This window comes from Actinophytocola sp. (genome assembly GCF_049647105.1).
Classification (GTDB): domain Bacteria; phylum Actinomycetota; class Actinomycetes; order Mycobacteriales; family Pseudonocardiaceae; genus Actinophytocola.
Genome location: NZ_JBARWZ010000030.1, coordinates 1 through 15,907, shown reverse-complemented (window position 1 = coordinate 15,907; position 15,907 = coordinate 1). Strand labels below are relative to the sequence as shown.

The following is a 15,907-nucleotide window of genomic DNA, read 5'->3' as shown; positions in this document are numbered from 1 at the left end:
GTTCGGAACCCGCGAGTTGGGGGTTCGTGACACGGCCACCCTCGTCGCGAAACCCCAACTCGGCGGTCCTGAACCGTGGACTCGCGGGTCTTGAACCGAAGACTCGCGGGTCCTGAACCGTGGACTCGCGGGTTCTGAACCGTGGACTCGCGGGTTTGGGCGTGATCGTGGGTGGGTGGGTTGGGTGGGGGGGTCAGAGTCTGCGTAGGCCTTCTAGGACTCGGTGCATTAGGTCGACGGTGGGGGCGCCTGCGGTTTTGGGGCCGGATGTGGTGACGAGGCCCATCTCGATCAGGTCGGAGATGATGACGCGGGCCGCGCCGATGGGTAGCGACCGGTAGCCGGACACCTCGGCGACTGACACCGAGTGCCTGCACAGCTCGGCGACCGCGTGGTGGTCGGGTGGCAGGTGGGTGGGCACGTCGGCGACCATCAGCGACAGCAGGGTCTCGAGTTCGAGACCCGCGGCCGATCTGGTCCGGCCGCCGGTGCGGGCGTAGGGCCGCACGATCTGCCCGTCGAACTCGAGGCCGTCCATCGACTGGATGAAGTGCTCCACCGCGTCGTCACGGGCGGACGGGATCCGCTCGACGGGTGCCGTGACCTCTTCCGGCTCGACGGGTGGCGGCTCCGCCGGTGCCGGGGTGTCGGATGGTTCCGGCGTACCGGCGGGTTCGTCGTCGGAGCGGGAACCGTACATCCCGAAGAGGTCCATACCGTCCGCCTGTGCGGGTCGCTAGTCGATGCCCAGGGCCACGCGGATCGGATGTGCTGCGAAGTACAGCGCGAACAGGGCGGCCACACCCCACAGTAGCGGGTGCACCTCCCGGGCTCGCCCCTGGAAGCTGCGCAGGACCACGTAGGTGATCATCCCGGCGCCGAGGCCGACCGCGATCGAGAACGAGAACGGCATGAGCACGGCCGTCAGCAGGCACGGGATGACGATGGCGACGTCGGAGAAGTCGATGCGCCGGATCTGGGCCATCATCGCCAGGCCGACGATGACCAGCGCGGGCGTGGCCGCCTCGAACGGCACGATCGACACCAGCGGCGCGAAGAACATCGCCACGAGGAACAGGCCCCCGGTGACGAGGTTCGCGAACCCGGTACGCGCGCCTTCCCCGATGCCCGCCGCCGATTCGATGTAGGTGGTGTTCGACGAGGTCGACATCGCGCCGCCGCTCGCCGCGGCGAGGGAGTCGACGAGCAGGACCCGGCCGACGCCCGGCACCTGGCCGTCCTTGTCCAGCAGCTTCGCCTCGGCGGACAGGCCGACCACGGTACCCATGGTGTCGAAGAAGTCCGACAGCATCAGCGTGAACACGATCATCAGCGCGGCGAGCACACCGACGCGGGCGAAGCCACCGAACGGGTCGACGTCACCGATGAGCGACAGGTCGGGCACGGCCAGGATGTCGGCAGGCATCGTTGGCACGTTCAGCTGCCAGCCGGTGGGCACCGGCTGGCCGTCCACCATCGACGGCCCCGGCTTGAACACCGCCTCGACGATGATCGCGAGGACCGTGGCCGTGGCCATGCCGATGATGATCGCGCCGCGCACCCGCCGCATGACGAGGATCGCGGTGAGGATCAGGCCGACCAGGAAGACGACGATGGGCCAGCCGGCCAGTGTCCCGCCGACACCGAGGTTGACCGGCACCGTGGTGCCCGCCGCGTCCGGGATGCGGCGGATGAACCCGGAGTCCACGAGTCCGATGAACGCGATGAACAACCCGATGCCGACGCTCATCGCCGTCTTGAGGTCCGACGGGATCGCGTGCAATACCGCGACCCGGACCTTCGTGATCACGAGCAACGTGATGACCACGCCCTCGATGAGCACCAGGCCCATGGCCTCCTGCCACGACATCTGCGACGCCACGGACACGGCGAGGAACGAGTTGAGGCCGAGGCCGACCGCGATGGCGAACGGGTACCGGCCGACGATGCCCATGAGGATCGTCAGCAGCCCGGCCGCGAGCGAGGTGACGCTGCCGACCATCGCGATGCTTTCCGGCACGTCACCCGCGCCGCCGAGCAGGTTCCCGTCCGCGTCGGCGACGGTGCCGATGATCAGCGGGTTGAGCACGACGATGTAGGACATCGCGAAGAACGTGGCGAACCCGCCGCGGACCTCGCGGCCGAACGTCGACTCGCGATCGCTGATGCCGAAGTACCGGTCGACCGAGCCCGAGGTTCTACGATCGGTTGTCGTGTCGCGCGGAGCCCGTGGAGTGCGATCGGTGTCCATACTTCGGATGTCCTTCTGACGTGTGCTGGTGCCCTGATCAAGTGACGTGCCGCGCTCACGCTAACGACATGTCACCGCAGGTCAATACGCCATTTAGCGGATCGTGCGAGATGGATGATCGCGGTGAAAACGATTACTTCGGTCACTTCTCTGCCGTCCACTGTGGACTACCTGCCGACGGCCGCTCGCGCCCGTCTTCGCCGGATGGCCACGACTGTCATGACCGTCACAGTGGACGCGACGGCGATCACGGCCAGGACGGTCAGATTCTCCACGGGTACCGGCCACGACGAGGTGACGTACTCGGTCACCACCACGACCGCGCGGTACGGCTCGTCGGTGGCGGCGGTGGTCAGCAGGATGTCGCTCGTGATGAGGTCCGGCTGGAACTCACCGTCGTAGCGGGTGAGGAAACGAGGCCCTGGCAGAGCCTTCGCGAGTTCGGTGTGCCTGGGATCCGGCTCGACGCGGCCCGCGAACGTCAGCTCCGGCCCGGCGCCCGATGGCGCCGGGTTGCTGATGTCGACCCGGTGGTCGGCGAGGACGTACAGCCGGAGCGGCTGGGGGTGCTCGGCGGTCGCGGACAGTCTCATCGGGTACACGGGCGTGTCGGTCTCGAACGACACGCGCATCGGCGGCAGCCCGTCCTCGAGGCTCCCGGACGACGGCGCCAGCCGCACCGCGATGACGAGCCAGCCGTCCGCCAGGTACGGGGTGAGCGCCCCGGACAGGTCGGCGGGCATCGTGAAACCGTTGTCCCCCAACCAGGCCGTCACCGCGGTGGCGTCGGTGCCCGCGAGCTGGGCGACGTCGTACGGGCCGACCTCGACGCGGTCGACGACGGTGGCGCCGCCACCGGGTGGGGCTGCCCCGCCCGACCCGTCACCGTCGACGACCACCTCCCGCACCTCGACGTCTGGCTTGCTGATCTCGTCGAGCTCGGCGAACAGGTCCGCGTCGGCCATCTCGAACCGTGCCCGGGACGGCACCGGCATCAGGAACGCCGCCTCGTGCGCGGTGGAACGCGCCAGCACCGACAGCGTGATCGACTCCGTGCGCCCGTTCAGGTCGACCAGCGCGGTCTCCTGTTGCGCAGAGAGCTTGTCGTTCGCGACGAAGGCGCCGCACGCGCACGCGCCCGACGCCGAGGGCCGCAACGTCACCAGCGTGGCCGCCATCGCCGCCACGACCGCGGCTCGTGCCGCGACACCACCGATCGACATGGCGTTCGGACGTCGCGGCCACGACCGGGGTTCCCACGGCCCGTGCGCGTCACGGCCTCTCGATGTGCGCGCGGATCCGGGTGCCGGTCTCGTCGGTCCAGCCCTTGCGTGCCGCGTAGGCGACCATGCCCGCGAGGTCGTCCTCCCACGTCTCGCCGACGTGCCCGTCCGCGTAGCGGCGGATCGCGTCGACGGGCACCAGCAGGTGGTCGTCGGGCAGCAGCTCACCGAGCCCGGCCACCCGGACCCGCGCGGCCAGTTCGGCGCCGTCGAGTCCGGGCGGGCACACCGCGTGGAACGCGGTCACGTCCTGCGGGTCCACCAGCTCGGCCGAGTCCATCGTGATCCGGAAGTACACACCCGCCATGGTGTCCGCGTGGCGCCGGTGGTTCAACCGGGAGGTTGCTCACCCGTCCCACGTGACGGGCAGCTCGTGCACGCCGTGGATGTTCGAGTCCGTGCGGAGCGGCACCCGGGCCGGGTCGACGGCGAGGCGAAGGGTCGGGAACCGCTCGAACAGCGCGGGGAACGCGACCCTCATCTCCACCCTGGCGAGCTGCTGGCCGAGGCACTGGTGGATGCCGTAGCCCAGCGCGACGTGGCCCGTGGTGCGGCGGGACAGGTCGAGGGTGTCCGGCTCCGGGAAGCGTGCCGGGTCGCGGTCGGCCGCCTGCAGCGAGATGGTGACCGTCTCACCCGCCCGCACCAGTTCGCCGCCGAGCTCGACGTCGGTCAGCGCGGTGCGGGCGCCGGTGTGTGCGATGGTCAGGTACCGCAACAGTTCCTCGACCGCCTGGTCCGCGGTGGACCATCCGGAGCGCAGGTCGGTGAGCTGCTCGGGGTTCGTCAGCAGTGCGAACGTGCCCAGCGCCAGCATGTTCGACGTGGTGTCCAGCCCGGCACCGAGCAGGAAGCTGCCGATCCCGGCCAGTTCGACGTCGCTGAGGTCGCTCGTCGTGAGGTCGCTCAACAGGTCGTCGGTCGGCGCGGACCGCTTGGCGAGCACCAGGTCGTGCAGGTACTCGTACAGGGCGGTCACGGCCGCGCCCTGCGCTTCCATGCCGACGCTCGTCGACGTCAGGATCCGGGTCTGCCGCTGGAAGAACTCGTGGTCTGCGTAGGGCACGCCGAGCAGCTCGCAGATCATCAACGCGGGCAGCGGCTGTGCGAACGCGGCCACCAGGTCGGCGGGCGGGCCGAGCCGCGCCATGGTTTCCAAGAGCTCCGCGCAGATCTCCTTGACCCGCTCGGTGAGCAGGCCCATCCGGCGGACCGTGAACCTGCCGGCGAGCAGCTGCCGGAACCTGGTGTGCTCCGGCGCGTCGATCCCGGTCATGTCGCCCGGTGTCGCGGGCGGCAGCTCCTCCGGTCCGCCGGGGAACGGGTAGTGCATCAGCTCGTAGCGTGAGCTGAACCGGTTGTCGGCGAGCACCGCGCGGACCACCTCGTGGCTCGTCGCGAGCCAGCCGACGTGCCCGTCCGGGTAGACCATCCGCGCCAGCGGCCGTTGTTCGCGCAGCTTCGCCAGCTCGGCGGGCGGGTCGAACGGGCAACCCGTCGGCCGTGCCGTCGGCAGTGCGGGTATCGGCGCGCTCACCGGTCCCGTTCCTTCGCGAACAGCGACTTCGACCACGTGTAGCCGATCGCCGCGATCAGCACGCACCAGCCGACCGTGAGCAGTCCGCTGTTGCCGATCGCGGTGCCGAGCAGCAGCCCCCTGATGGTCTCGATGATCGGGGTGAACGGCTGGTACTCGGCGAACCAGGCCAGCCAGTCCGGCATGGAGTCGGTCGGCACGAACCCGCTGCCGATGAAGGGGAGCAGGGTGAAGATCATCGGTGTGTTGCTTGCCGTCTCCACACTCTTCGCCTTCAGCCCGAGTGCCACCGCGAACCAGGTGAGCGCGACGGTGAGGAGCAGGAGCACCCCGGCGAGGGCCAGCCATTCGCCGAAGTCGGCGGTCGGGGAGAAGCCGATGAGCAGCGCCACGCCGAGCACCACGGTGAGCGCGAAGGCGGTCTGGATCACCGTGCCGATGACGTGGCCGGTGAGCACCGACGCCTTGCTGATCGCCATGGTGCGGAAGCGGGCGATGATGCCCTCGGTCATGTCCGTGGCGACGGAGATGGCGGTGCCGAGGATGGCGCTGGTGATGGTGATGAGCAGGATGGCGGGCGTGACGTAGCCGACATACTCCTCGCGCCCGCCCGCGCCGCCGAGCCCGTCGCCGAGGGTGCCGCCGAAGACGTAGACGAACAGGAGCAGCAACAGGATCGGCTGGCCGATCAGCATGATCGTCAGCGACGGGTAGCGCTGCATGTGCCGCAGGCTGCGGCGCAGCATGGTCGTCGAGTCCCGTATCGCGTAGGACAGCGGGTAGGACACAGTGCTCATTTCGCGAGCTCCTTGGTGGCTTCGGTCCGGTGCCCGGTGAGGCTGAGGAACACGTCGTCGAGGTCGGGGGTGTGCACGGTGAGGCTGTCGACGGCCACCGCGTCGGCGTCGAGCCGGTCCAGCACGGCGCGCAGCGCGGAGACGGAGCCGTCGGTCGGCACCCGCAGGGCGAGGTTCTCCTCGTCCTTTGTGGACTCCCCGAACGCGAGCGTCGCGCGGTGCAGCGCGCCGGTGTCCGGGAACCGCAGCTGAAGGTGCCCGCCCGGCACGCGGCGCTTCAGCTCCTCGGGTGTGCCCTGCGCGACGAGCCGCCCGCCGTCGAGCACGGCGATCCGGTCGGCGAGCTCGTCGGCCTCGTCCAGGTACTGGGTGGTGAGGAAGATCGTCACGCCGTTCGCGACCAGGTCGCGGATGATCGCCCACATGGTGCGGCGGCTGCGCGGGTCGAGCCCGGTGGTCGGCTCGTCGAGGAAGATCACCTCCGGGTCGCCGACCAGTGTCATCGCCAGGTCGAGCTTGCGGCGCATGCCGCCCGAGTAGGTGGTCGGTGTCTTCTTCGCGGCGTCGGTCAGGTCGAACCGGTCGAGCAGCTCGGCGGCCCGCCTGCGCCCCTCGCGGCGCGGCAGGTGGTGCAGGTCCGCCATGAGGAACAGGTTCTCCTCGCCGGTGAGGAGGTTGTCGACGGCGGAGAACTGGCCGGTGAGGCCGATGGCGCCACGAATGCCGTCCGGGTCGCCCGCCAGGTCGTGGCCCGCGACGGTCGCGGTGCCCGCGTCCGGCGCGACCAGGGTGGACAGGATGTTGACGGTGGTGGTCTTGCCCGCGCCGTTGGGGCCGAGCATCGAGAAGACGGTGCCGGGCGCGACGTCCAGGTCGATGCCGTCCAGCACGACGTTGTCGCCGTAGGACTTGCGCAGCCCGGTCGCGGAGATGGCGGGATTACTCATGTGTTCCCCCAGTGTCAGGAGCGGTGGATGGTGATGTCGCCGAAGGACGTGTTGGCGCGCACCTCGACCTTGTCGGTCGCCCCTTCGGGCGCGGTGGCGGCGTCCATCTGGTTGTCGACGCGGCCGAAGCGGGTCTTCACGTCGAGCCAGGCCGCGCTGCCCTCGCGGATGCCGAGCTCGACGTCGCCCATGGCGGTCTCGAGGACGACGGTGCCGCGGACGGCGTCGAGCACGCGGACCGAGCCGTTGGCGGTCTTGGCCTCGACCCCGTCCTCCGCGTGTTCGACGATGATGTCGCCGTTGGCCGAGCGGACACGCAGCGAACCGCCCGCCGCGCCGATCGTGGTGGCGCCGTTGGAGTTCTTGAGCACGCCGGTGCCGCTGACCGAGTCGAGCCGCAGCTGCCCGGAGCTGGTGGAAAGCTCGGCGTTGCCCGTGACCTGCCCGACGACGACGTTGCCAGCACCGGTGTGCATGTGCAGTTCGCCGGTGTGGTCGAGCTGGACGTGCCCGACGCCGGACTTGTAGCGGGTCCTGCCGAGCCGCCCGGTGCCGTGGAGGTCGCCGAGGCCCGTGCTGCCGAGTACCTCCGAGCCTGCGGGCAGCTCGATGGTCACCTCGATCGACCGCGTCTTGTTGGAGAAGTCGAGCGGGCGCGTCCTCGGTGCCTTGACCGAGAGCGTGCCGTTCGAGAACTCGACGCGGGTCAGTTCCGCGGCCTTGACATCGGAGGCGTCGGACTCGTCGCTCGGCCGGACGTCGACGGTCGTGTCGGTCCGGTCGCTCGCGATGACGCGGACGTTGCCGACCACCGGTTCGATGTTCGCGACGATGGGCTCCGGCGTGTCGAAAGTAGGCATGGCTGTCCCCTCAAAGGTGGTGTGTCCGGTGTTCGTGCTGGTGGTGCGGCTGGTCAGCTGACCCAGCCGGTGTAGTGCTGCGAGGCGCGGCGGCCGGTACTGCCCGAACTCCGCTGCCCATCCGGCTGTCGCAGTGCGGCGGTCGCGGCCCGCACGAGCCAGGCGTTGACCGACCTGCGCTCCTCGGCGGCCGCGGCCTCGACGCGGGCCTTGAGCTGTTCCGGCAGCCGGAGGTTGATGCGCACCATCGCGCTGTCGTCGTCCGCCGGTGCGACGTCCTCGGCCTCCGGTGCCGGTGCGGGTGCGGCGTGGCCGGGTTCGGCCGGTGCCTCGACGGTGTGCGGGGTGACGGCGAAGGCCGCTTCGCCCGAGCGCAGCCGGACCTCGACCGATCCGGGCGCCAGCTCCCGCGTGATCTCGTCCGCCGCTGCCGACAACGCCTCCAGCAGCGTGAGGCGGATCGCCGACGCCAGTGGCGCGGTCAGGCGCTCCGCGAGTGCGCGGGCGTCGTCGCCACCCGCCTCGGCGGCGACGACGAGCTCTCGGCGAACGTGGTCCACATACGGCGTCAGGTCCATGACGCCATAGTGGCACACGAATGGTGCCAACGCAACGCAATGTTGGTGCCAGGTGATGTCGAGATGGCTCAGGCGTGGCCGCGCTGAGGGCGGCGGGATGATCGTGCGCCAGTTGTGGCGCACTATGGTTTGGGCCCGGACGGGTGACGTGGAACGGTGTTGGCGGACATGAGCGACGAGTCAGCGGCGGAAAGACGGCTTCGCGTGCTGGAGGCCGTCACCGACAGCACGCTGATGGAGTTCGACCTCGACAAGCTGCTCGAGGTACTGCTGTGGCGGGTGCGTGAACTGTTCGACGTGGACACCGTCACCGTGCTGTTCGTGGACTCCAGCGGGGAGCGGCTGGTCGCCAGGGCGAGTGCGGGACTTGGCGAAGAGGTCTTCCAGGGCGTGCGGGTGCCGATCGGCAGTGGGTTCGCAGGCCGGGTCGCGCGGCTGCGGGCGCCGGTGCGGATCGAGCGGGTCGACCCGTCGACCGTCGTCAACCCGATCCTGTGGGAGCGGGGCCTGCGGGGCCTGCTCGGTGTGCCGATGGTGGCGCAGGGCGAGATGGTCGGCGTGATGCACATCGGCAGCACCACACCGAGGACGTTCACCGACGACGACATCGAGCTGCTGCGGCTGGTGGCGGACCGCCTCGCGATGGCCGCCTACCTGTACCGCTCCCGCTCCGAGCAGGCGGCGGCCGCGGTTCTGGTCGACAGCCTCCTGCCCACGCGGCTGCCGACGACCCCCGGCTGGGAGCTGGCCGCCCGGTACGTGCCCGGCGCGGAGATCGGCGTCGGCGGTGACTGGTACGACGTGTTCCCGCTGCCCGGCGACCGCATCGGGGTCGTCATGGGGGACGTGGTCGGCAACGGCCTGCCCGCGGCGATCGTGATGGGGCGGCTGCGCAGCGCCCTGCGCGCCTACGCGCTCGAGTTCGACGACCCGGCCGTGGTACTGGGCAAGCTGGACCGCAAGGCCAGCCACTTCGAACGCACGACGATGGCGACCGTCGCCTACGCGATCGTCGACACCGCGGCCGCGCGCATGCACCTCTCCCTGGCCGGGCACCTGCCGCCGGTCATCGTGGTGCCGGGGGAGGAGGCCAGGTTCGTCGAGGCGCCGGTGGGCCTGCCCGTCGGCTACGGACTGGCCGTCACCGGCCGCCCCGTCGTCACCGTCGACATCCCGCCCGGCGCGCTCGTCACCTTCTACACCGACGGCCTGGTGGAACGCCGCGACGCCGACATCGACGAGCGCCTCGAACAGCTCCGCGCCACCGTGCGTCCCGGCGCGCCGGAAGCGGTCTGCGCCCGCGTGATGGCGGAGCTGGTGGGCAGTGAGGCCGCCACCGACGACATCGCGCTCGTCGCCGTCCACCACCTCGGCTGACCGGCCTGCGTCACGCCCGCTTCGCCTCGTTCTTCTCGACCGCGGTGCGGATCTGGTCGAGGTTCTCGCGCAGGCTGTCGGAGATCATCTCGTCGGTGCGCGGGTCGGCGAGCATCTCCAGCACGACGCGGATCGCCGTCTCCGCGATCGCGCCGAGGATCTCGTCGTGGAAAGGGAGGCGCTTCAGCCTGCCGGCCGCCGGGTCCGCCTTGATCTTGTCGAGCACCATCTGCCGGAGCTCGGCCTGGTTCTCCGCGAGCGCGCGGCCGATGTTCTGCGCGTAGCGGCCGGTCTGCAGCACGGCGGCCACCTCGCCGAGGACCGCGACGGTGACGGGCTTCTTCAGTACGTCGATGATCGCGCCGAGACTCCGGTTCACCAGGCGCTGGGTCACGGCGTCGCCGATGGACCGGTCCACCGCGCGGCCGACCCTGGCCACCAGCACGATCACCCTGACCAGCCGGAACGCGCGCAGAGCCGGGTGGGAGACCGGGATCATGCCGACCACCTCGAACCAGTTCCTGATGAGGAACCGGAAACCCCAGCCCGCCGTGCGCCAGCGCCACACGAACTCGATGAGGAACACCGCGCAGATACCGACGTCGATCTTGAACAGCAGTAACTCGGTCTCCTCGGATGGCTCGTCCACCCACACCCACACGAGCAGGCCGACCGACACGATCGCGAGCACCACCATCAGCCAGTCGATCGCGCGCACGCGGTGGATCCGGCTCGGCACGTCCGCCAGGTGGCCGTGCGTCTGTGCGTACATGCGGGCACCTCCGGGGCAGGTCGGCGGCGACCATCCTTGACCACAACGGCCATGAACGCACGGTTGCGCGCCGCTGAGCCAACGCTGGAGGTTGCTTGACCGTTCCATCCTCGCGCTGGTGGGGTCGGTGGCGGGGCTACCGGGAGGTGCGGTGTGACAGTGACGAACCCGAGGGACAAGCTGACCTACACCGAACCGTTGGCCACGGGCGAGGTGACGATCGACGCCTCGCCGGAGGCGGTGTACCGGCTCGTCAGCGACCCCGTCGTGATGGCCGGGTTCGCCGAGGAGTTCTACAAGGCGCGCTGGATCAGGGGCGCGGAGGGGCCCGCCGTCGGGAACTGGTTCTCCGGCACCAACCGCAACGGGTGGCGGCGCTGGGTGACCCACGCGGAGATCACCGAGGCCGATCGGGGACGCCGGTTCGCCTACCGGGTGCGCACGCCGTTCTTCGTGCCGATCTCCCGCTGGGAGTACGACATCACGCCCGAAGCCACCGGCTGCCGGCTCGCGGTGACGAACTGGCTGCGGGTGCCGGGCTGGTTCGTGCCGATCGCGATCTTCATCACCGGTCAGCCGGACCGCGCCGGCACGAACCTCACCAACATCGCCACCACCCTGCTGCGGGTGAAGGAACACGCCGAGTCGCGCGGGCAGGCGCCGACGCCGGGCGGGGACCCCGGCCTATGGTGACCGCAGACCCGCGAACAGCAGGTCGATCATCCGGCCTGCCTGTGCCCGCCCGCCCGCGGCCGTCGCGATGCCGCTCAGTGACATGAGCACGTCGTTCGCGAGGACCTCGGCGCGGGTGACGCCAGCGTTCGCGGTCGCGCCGAGCAGGATCTCCAGCGCGACGTCGAGCCGTTCCCCGCTGTGCGCGAACGGGTCGCCGCCCGCCGCGACCACCGCCCGGATCGCCTCACCCACGCCGACCCTCGTCGTCAGGTAGCCGACGAAGTCGTCCATCCACGTCCGCAGTGCCTGCTCCGGCGGCAGCGCCACCAGCAGGTCCGCCGCGGCGTCGACCAGGGCGTCCAGTTCCGCGCGGTACGCCGCCTCGACCAGTTCCGCACGCACGGGGAAGTGCCGGTACACGGTGCCGACGCCGACCCCCGCCGCTTTCGCGATGTTGAGGTAGGGCACGTCCGGCCCGCGCTCGGCGAACAGTGTCGTCGCGGTCGCGACCAGGCGCGCTCGGTTGCGCCGCGCGTCCGCGCGTTCGTCTCCCGCCATCGCACCTCCAGCGTGTGCCTCGAACCGGAACGGATTCCGGCTGACCGGAAGCCTAACCGGAATCCATTCCGGATTCGGGAGGACCGGCCATCGTCAATCGCCGTGTGCGTTACGTGTCGTGGTCGTTACCGGAACGTTGTGATTCATCTCAAGTTGCATGGCTCACACCCCGGGCGGACGTGCATAGTCGGCGGCGCCCCCGCCCCCTGGGTTGCGCAACGGTGTTCCCCCGCGCCGCGCGCCCGATGACCATTGGAGCCCTTATGGGTGCGCGTCGAAGACTGACGCGAGCCACGTTCGCGGCGCTGGTCGCCTCGCTGACCGTCGCGACCGCGTTGACCGGCCCCTCCGCGGTGGCCGCGCAGCCCGCGTCGATCGAGGACCAGATCGCTCAGGCCGATGCCGAGCTCAAGGCCGCACAGGTGCGGCTGGCCGACACGTTCGAGGTGTTCACGGCCGCGGACACGCGGCACCGGCAGTTGAGCGCCGCGGTGGTGACCGCGCAGGACAAGGTGAACAGGACCCGCGCGGAGGCGGCCGCGGCCGCGACCCGCGAACGCGACGTGCGAGTGGAGTTCGACGCGTTCGCCTCGGCGAGCTACCGCCACGGCAGCGACCCGTTCTCGGTGCGTGCCTACGTCGGCGCACGCGACCCGTCGGGCCTGCTGGAGCGGGCGTCGATGATCAGCATGCTCGCCGGCAAGAACAACGACGTCCTGACTGCCACGCAGACGGCCGTCGCTGAGAAGGCCGCTGCCGACCGGGAGGCGCAGGACGCGCTCGGCGAGGTGACACGGCAGCGCGACGCGGCGAACACCGCGAAGGTGACCGCCGAGAAGGCGTACAGCGCGGCGGTCGCCGCGCAGGACGCGGCCAAGGCCGACACCGAGCAGTTGGCGAACCGCAGAGCGGGGCTCGCCGCCCAGAGCAACGTGATCGACGTGTCCGGCGGTGTCGCGCTGCCCGCGCAGGGCAGACTCACCTCCACCTATGGCGCGCGCGGCGGCAGCATCCACTACGGCATCGACATCGCCAACAGCATCGGCACGCCGATCCATTCGGCCATGGCGGGTGAGGTGATCGACTCCGGACCGGCGAGCGGTTTCGGGCTGTGGGTGCGAGTCCAGCACGCGGGTGGCCTGATCACCGTCTACGGCCACATCAACGAGTCGCTGGTGAATGTCGGTCAGCAGGTCGCCGCTGGCGAGCAGATCGCGACGATCGGCAACCGAGGCCAGTCGACCGGTCCACACCTGCACTTCGAGACGCACCAGGACGGCAGCAAGATCGACCCGTTGCCGTGGCTGCGCGCCAGGGGGATCAACATCTAGTGTCCCGAACCGGGAAGCTGGGCCGCCGAATCATGTGCCAGATTTCCGGTTCGGGACACTAGCGGCCACGCGGTGTCCTCTTATTGCCTTGCCTGCTCCGGTACGGAGGCGCCGGGACCGTACTCGTCGGCGCAGGGCGCGAGGCGGTAGGCGGGGATGAGGTGTGTGCCAGAGGCGGCGAGTGCCACCCATGCGGACCCGGGGCGCAGGTCGGGGGCGCGCGTGACTACCTCGCCGTACTGGCCCTGGAACCGCCCGCCGGTCACGAACACCTGAGTGCCGTCCGGAAGTCCGGACACACGTGCGGGCAGTGCAGGACCGTAGTCCGCTGTGAACATTTCCCCAACTCCATTGCGACCCGACCATCCCTGCGCCGAGTATCGCCACCCGCCGCAGGACGGTCCAGAGGCGAAGGTCCTTGCTGCGCCGGAGGTTCAGCCGCCCGACACGATCAGGTACACGAAGGTCAGCACGGTGCCGGGGCCCATGAGGACGCAGAGGCCGTACACGCCGTACAACGGCTTGTCCTTGACGACCATCGCGACCATCGAACCGATCACGGCGACCACGACGGCGAGAAACAACACGAGCACGACAACAGACATGGTTCGGTCCTTCGGAACGTGAAAGCATTACAGGTCAACGGCCACGCCCAGTACGAAGTGGGCGGGGCGCGGGATTCGGGAGCTCAGCTCACGCGAGCGGCGGCGCGCGGCTCGACCGCGATGTCCCGGTCCCGGTGTCCAAACCGGTCGCGCCGGACTCGCCGAGGAGGCGCCGTCCCCGCGCTTCGCCTTCGCCGGGGATCTGCGCGCACACGGCAGACCAGGTGTCCGGCGTCGCCGTGGCCTGCGTGTGCCGCGCGGTTCCCGACACCCGCAGCCAGTCGCGCAGTTCGTCCTGGATGGACGGTGCGTTCGACACGGTCGCACCGAGCACCGGTGCCGACTGCGCGGTCGCGTAGCCGGTCGCCGCGGCGGGTGCCACGGCGGCGCTCATGCCGATCAGCGCCAGCAGCAGAGCGAACAGGAGCCTGGACCGGCCCGTCCTCGCCGCTGCCAGCACCCGTTCGGCTCCCGTCATCACATTGATCAAGTATTTGCCAAAGTCCGCCGCAGCCTACGTGACCGGCGTTGATCGCACCCGGTAAGCCTTCTCGCCCTGGGGTTCCGGATGGGACGTCAGGAGTTCTTCGCCCGCGTCAGCCGGAGTGCCACGACCACGCCGACGGCGAGCACGACGGCCGCGCCGAGGATCCACACCCACGCCGGTGTCCCGCTGTCCATGTCGCTCGCGGACTCCTCGGCGGCCGCCGGGGTCGTGGTGGTGGTCGGCGCCGCCTCGGTCGTGGTCGTGGGCGAGTCCGCCGAGGTGGTGAGGGTGAACGCGACGGATCCGGTGACGTCGTCGCCGTCGCCGGAGACCACCCGGTAGGTCAGGGTGTACGCGCCTTCCGGCCCGGTCGGCCGCACGGGTGCGGTCACCACCGCCCCGGCGATCGACGGTGTGCCGACCACCCACGCCGCGCCGCCGGGCCCGGTGACCGTCACCGGGTTCTCGCCGAGAGTGACGGCTTCGTTGAAGGTCAGCACGACCTGCCGGGGCGGGGTGGCCAGGGCCGCACCGGTGGCCGGGTCGCTCGCGATGAGCTCGGCGTGCGCGAAGGCGGGTGTCGCGGTGGACACGATGGTGATCCCGCACAGCAGCGACACGGTCACGAGGCGTCGAAGGCTCATCGTGGATCTCCCCAGGGTTCGGTGGCTCGGGCAACCATCCTGCCCGCTGCCCGACTCCCTCACGAGAGGGAGCCCCGTCACGTTCCGGCACTTTTCGGGGGGATCCGTCCTGGCTGCTCTGTCCGATTTGGAATGCTGCCCGGGTGCGCCTGACCGGAACCCTCGCCTGCCTGCTGACGGCCGTCGGGATCGGGCTGGCCGCGGCACCCGCCGCAGCCCAGCCCTCGGGCCGTGTCGACGTCGAACCGATCCTCGCCGCGCTGGCCCACGGGGACCGGGTCATCCGTGCCCCTGGCGCCGTCGCCCGGTTCGACGAGGCACGGGTGAGCGAGGAGATGGGGCAGTCGGTCCGCCTCGTCGTGCTGCCCTATGTCGACTACGACCGCTACCGGGACGACAACGGCGAGACCCAGTACTTCGAACTGGTCATCGGGCGGATCCAGGAGTGGTCGATGGACCGCGAGGTGCCCGTCGTGCTCGTCACCGGACTGGACGTGACGATGTTCAGCGGGCCGTCCACGCTCGACGACCGGCTCCCCGACGACTTCGACGAACTGCGCACCACGACCGCCAACCGCGACATCACCGAACGCCTGATCGTGTTCGCCCGGCTCGGTCGCGGACTCCCGCCGGGAGCCGCGGCGGACGTCGGCATCGTGCATCCGGCGCCGGTCCCCGCGGCGCCCGCGCGGGTGGCCGAGGTGATCGCCGCGCTGAGAGAGCACCGGATCTACAACGCCCCCGGCCGGACCGACCCCATCGAGGACTGGGTCCCGGAGATCGTCAGGAAGGAACACGACCTCGGCGTCCGCATCGCCGCGTTCCCCTATCTCGAGCCGGGGCAGCCGGTGGTCGACTACGCAACCCCGCTCGGTGCGGCGTTCCCCGACGACGTGGTGCTGGTGCTGCACGGCGACTGGTTCGAGATCGTCGCCAGGGACCAGCCCAAGGCACTCGCCGCCCGCGCGTTCGCCTACGGCGACGCCAACCTGTCGCTGCTCAGCGCGGGCGACGGCAGCAACCACCTGCTGCGGGAGACCCTCGACCGGCTGGACCTGCTGCTGACCGAGACCTCGTGGGGCTACCCGCAGCCGCCGCCGCAGCCGAGGGCCCTGCCGTTCGACGTGCGGCGCACGGTCTCCGCGCTCGCGCCCTGGGTGCTCGTCGGGTCCGCCGTCGTGCTCGGCGGCGCCGGGGTGCTGCGC

19 protein-coding genes are annotated in these 15,907 nt (G+C 70.3%); 4 read left to right on the top strand and 15 right to left on the bottom strand.

The features are described 5' to 3' along the window. Positions 1-193 precede the first annotated feature (193 nt). From WBA97_RS04345 to WBA97_RS04305, 9 genes are all read right to left on the bottom strand, one after another. Complete coding sequence (locus WBA97_RS04345; protein WP_424229363.1) at positions 194-715, bottom strand: DUF742 domain-containing protein; 522 nt, start codon at positions 713-715, stop codon at positions 194-196. Positions 716-736: 21 nt separating this feature from the next. Beyond that, positions 737-2,251 (bottom strand): NCS2 family permease, encoded by a 1,515-nt coding sequence (locus WBA97_RS04340; protein ID WP_424229362.1) that lies wholly within the window; start codon positions 2,249-2,251, stop codon positions 737-739. Positions 2,252-2,418: 167 nt separating this feature from the next. Then, positions 2,419-3,474, bottom strand: coding sequence for a DUF2330 domain-containing protein (locus tag WBA97_RS04335; RefSeq protein WP_424229361.1), 1,056 nt, complete (start codon positions 3,472-3,474; stop codon positions 2,419-2,421). Positions 3,475-3,523: 49 nt separating this feature from the next. Next, positions 3,524-3,832: a hypothetical protein gene (locus WBA97_RS04330; protein WP_424229360.1), complete on the bottom strand. Its 309-nt coding sequence runs from the start codon at positions 3,830-3,832 to the stop codon at positions 3,524-3,526. A 48-nt stretch (positions 3,833-3,880) separates the two neighbouring features. After that, entirely contained in the window at positions 3,881-5,071 is a 1,191-nt protein-coding gene (locus tag WBA97_RS04325; RefSeq protein ID WP_424229359.1) for a cytochrome P450, read from the bottom strand. Further along, positions 5,068-5,868 (bottom strand): ABC transporter permease, encoded by an 801-nt coding sequence (locus WBA97_RS04320; protein ID WP_424229358.1) that lies wholly within the window; start codon positions 5,866-5,868, stop codon positions 5,068-5,070. The genes WBA97_RS04325 and WBA97_RS04320 overlap by 4 nt, the downstream gene beginning before the upstream one ends. Further along, positions 5,865-6,815 carry an ATP-binding cassette domain-containing protein gene (locus WBA97_RS04315; RefSeq protein WP_424229357.1) on the bottom strand — a complete coding sequence of 317 codons (951 nt, stop codon included), beginning with the start codon at positions 6,813-6,815 and terminating at the stop codon, positions 5,865-5,867. Before WBA97_RS04315 ends, WBA97_RS04320 begins: the two co-directional genes overlap by 4 nt. Before the next feature lie 14 nt (positions 6,816-6,829). Beyond that, positions 6,830-7,675, bottom strand: a complete 846-nt coding sequence (locus WBA97_RS04310; protein WP_424229356.1) for a DUF4097 family beta strand repeat-containing protein — start codon at positions 7,673-7,675, stop codon at positions 6,830-6,832. Positions 7,676-7,728: 53 nt separating this feature from the next. Beyond that, positions 7,729-8,253, bottom strand: coding sequence for a toxin-antitoxin system HicB family antitoxin (locus tag WBA97_RS04305; protein ID WP_424229355.1), 525 nt, complete (start codon positions 8,251-8,253; stop codon positions 7,729-7,731). A 168-nt stretch (positions 8,254-8,421) separates the two neighbouring features. Here WBA97_RS04305 and WBA97_RS04300 point away from each other — a divergent pair, with 168 nt between their 5' ends. Next, a complete protein-coding gene (locus WBA97_RS04300; protein ID WP_424229354.1) occupies positions 8,422-9,630 on the top strand; it encodes a PP2C family protein-serine/threonine phosphatase in 1,209 nt (402 codons plus the stop codon). Positions 9,631-9,640: 10 nt separating this feature from the next. Here the strand turns inward: WBA97_RS04300 and WBA97_RS04295 are convergent, their stop codons facing one another. Next, a complete protein-coding gene (locus WBA97_RS04295) occupies positions 9,641-10,402 on the bottom strand; it encodes an ion transporter (RefSeq protein ID WP_424229353.1) in 762 nt (253 codons plus the stop codon). Positions 10,403-10,555: 153 nt separating this feature from the next. Between WBA97_RS04295 and WBA97_RS04290 the strand changes: the two genes are divergently transcribed. Then, positions 10,556-11,095 carry an SRPBCC family protein gene (locus tag WBA97_RS04290; protein WP_424229352.1) on the top strand — a complete coding sequence of 180 codons (540 nt, stop codon included), beginning with the start codon at positions 10,556-10,558 and terminating at the stop codon, positions 11,093-11,095. Here the strand turns inward: WBA97_RS04290 and WBA97_RS04285 are convergent. Beyond that, the gene (locus WBA97_RS04285) at positions 11,087-11,635 is read right to left on the bottom strand and encodes a TetR/AcrR family transcriptional regulator (protein WP_424229351.1); all 549 of its coding nucleotides are present in this window, start codon (positions 11,633-11,635) and stop codon (positions 11,087-11,089) included. The genes WBA97_RS04290 and WBA97_RS04285 overlap by 9 nt on opposite strands. 263 nt (positions 11,636-11,898) lie before the next feature. On the opposite strand from WBA97_RS04285, the gene WBA97_RS04280 reads away from it, so the two are divergent. Then, the gene (locus WBA97_RS04280; protein ID WP_424229350.1) at positions 11,899-12,966 is read left to right on the top strand and encodes a M23 family metallopeptidase; all 1,068 of its coding nucleotides are present in this window, start codon (positions 11,899-11,901) and stop codon (positions 12,964-12,966) included. Between the two features lie 80 nt (positions 12,967-13,046). Here the strand turns inward: WBA97_RS04280 and WBA97_RS04275 are convergent, their stop codons facing one another. The 4 genes from WBA97_RS04275 to WBA97_RS04260 form a co-directional block, all read right to left on the bottom strand. Next, complete coding sequence (locus WBA97_RS04275) at positions 13,047-13,304, bottom strand: hypothetical protein (RefSeq protein WP_424229349.1); 258 nt, start codon at positions 13,302-13,304, stop codon at positions 13,047-13,049. Positions 13,305-13,400: 96 nt separating this feature from the next. Beyond that, positions 13,401-13,571 carry a hypothetical protein gene (locus WBA97_RS04270; RefSeq protein WP_424229348.1) on the bottom strand — a complete coding sequence of 57 codons (171 nt, stop codon included), beginning with the start codon at positions 13,569-13,571 and terminating at the stop codon, positions 13,401-13,403. A gap of 88 nt (positions 13,572-13,659) precedes the next feature. Next, positions 13,660-14,049 (bottom strand): hypothetical protein, encoded by a 390-nt coding sequence (locus tag WBA97_RS04265; protein WP_424229347.1) that lies wholly within the window; start codon positions 14,047-14,049, stop codon positions 13,660-13,662. 98 nt (positions 14,050-14,147) lie between these two features. Beyond that, positions 14,148-14,702: a copper resistance CopC family protein gene (locus WBA97_RS04260; protein WP_424229346.1), complete on the bottom strand. Its 555-nt coding sequence runs from the start codon at positions 14,700-14,702 to the stop codon at positions 14,148-14,150. 143 nt (positions 14,703-14,845) lie between these two features. Here WBA97_RS04260 and WBA97_RS04255 point away from each other — a divergent pair. Then, a partial coding sequence (locus WBA97_RS04255; protein WP_424229345.1) for a hypothetical protein occupies positions 14,846-15,907 on the top strand: 1,062 nt, incomplete at its 3' end.

Excerpts from the sequence above, each read along its gene's own strand:
- WBA97_RS04345 (WP_424229363.1), bottom strand. The coding sequence starts at position 715 with ATGGACCTCTTCGGGATGTACGGTTCCCGCTCCGACGACGAACCCGCC.
- WBA97_RS04340 (WP_424229362.1), bottom strand. The coding sequence starts at position 2,251 with ATGGACACCGATCGCACTCCACGGGCTCCGCGCGACACGACAACCGAT.
- WBA97_RS04335 (WP_424229361.1), bottom strand. The coding sequence starts at position 3,474 with ATGTCGATCGGTGGTGTCGCGGCACGAGCCGCGGTCGTGGCGGCGATG.
- WBA97_RS04320 (WP_424229358.1), bottom strand. The coding sequence starts at position 5,868 with ATGAGCACTGTGTCCTACCCGCTGTCCTACGCGATACGGGACTCGACG.
- WBA97_RS04315 (WP_424229357.1), bottom strand. The coding sequence starts at position 6,815 with ATGAGTAATCCCGCCATCTCCGCGACCGGGCTGCGCAAGTCCTACGGC.
- WBA97_RS04310 (WP_424229356.1), bottom strand. The coding sequence starts at position 7,675 with ATGCCTACTTTCGACACGCCGGAGCCCATCGTCGCGAACATCGAACCG.
- WBA97_RS04305 (WP_424229355.1), bottom strand. The coding sequence starts at position 8,253 with ATGGACCTGACGCCGTATGTGGACCACGTTCGCCGAGAGCTCGTCGTC.
- WBA97_RS04300 (WP_424229354.1), top strand. The coding sequence starts at position 8,422 with ATGAGCGACGAGTCAGCGGCGGAAAGACGGCTTCGCGTGCTGGAGGCC.
- WBA97_RS04295 (WP_424229353.1), bottom strand. The coding sequence starts at position 10,402 with ATGTACGCACAGACGCACGGCCACCTGGCGGACGTGCCGAGCCGGATC.
- WBA97_RS04285 (WP_424229351.1), bottom strand. The coding sequence starts at position 11,635 with ATGGCGGGAGACGAACGCGCGGACGCGCGGCGCAACCGAGCGCGCCTG.
- WBA97_RS04280 (WP_424229350.1), top strand. The coding sequence starts at position 11,899 with ATGGGTGCGCGTCGAAGACTGACGCGAGCCACGTTCGCGGCGCTGGTC.
- WBA97_RS04275 (WP_424229349.1), bottom strand. The coding sequence starts at position 13,304 with ATGTTCACAGCGGACTACGGTCCTGCACTGCCCGCACGTGTGTCCGGA.
- WBA97_RS04270 (WP_424229348.1), bottom strand. The coding sequence starts at position 13,571 with ATGTCTGTTGTCGTGCTCGTGTTGTTTCTCGCCGTCGTGGTCGCCGTG.
- WBA97_RS04265 (WP_424229347.1), bottom strand. The coding sequence starts at position 14,049 with ATGACGGGAGCCGAACGGGTGCTGGCAGCGGCGAGGACGGGCCGGTCC.
- WBA97_RS04260 (WP_424229346.1), bottom strand. The coding sequence starts at position 14,702 with ATGAGCCTTCGACGCCTCGTGACCGTGTCGCTGCTGTGCGGGATCACC.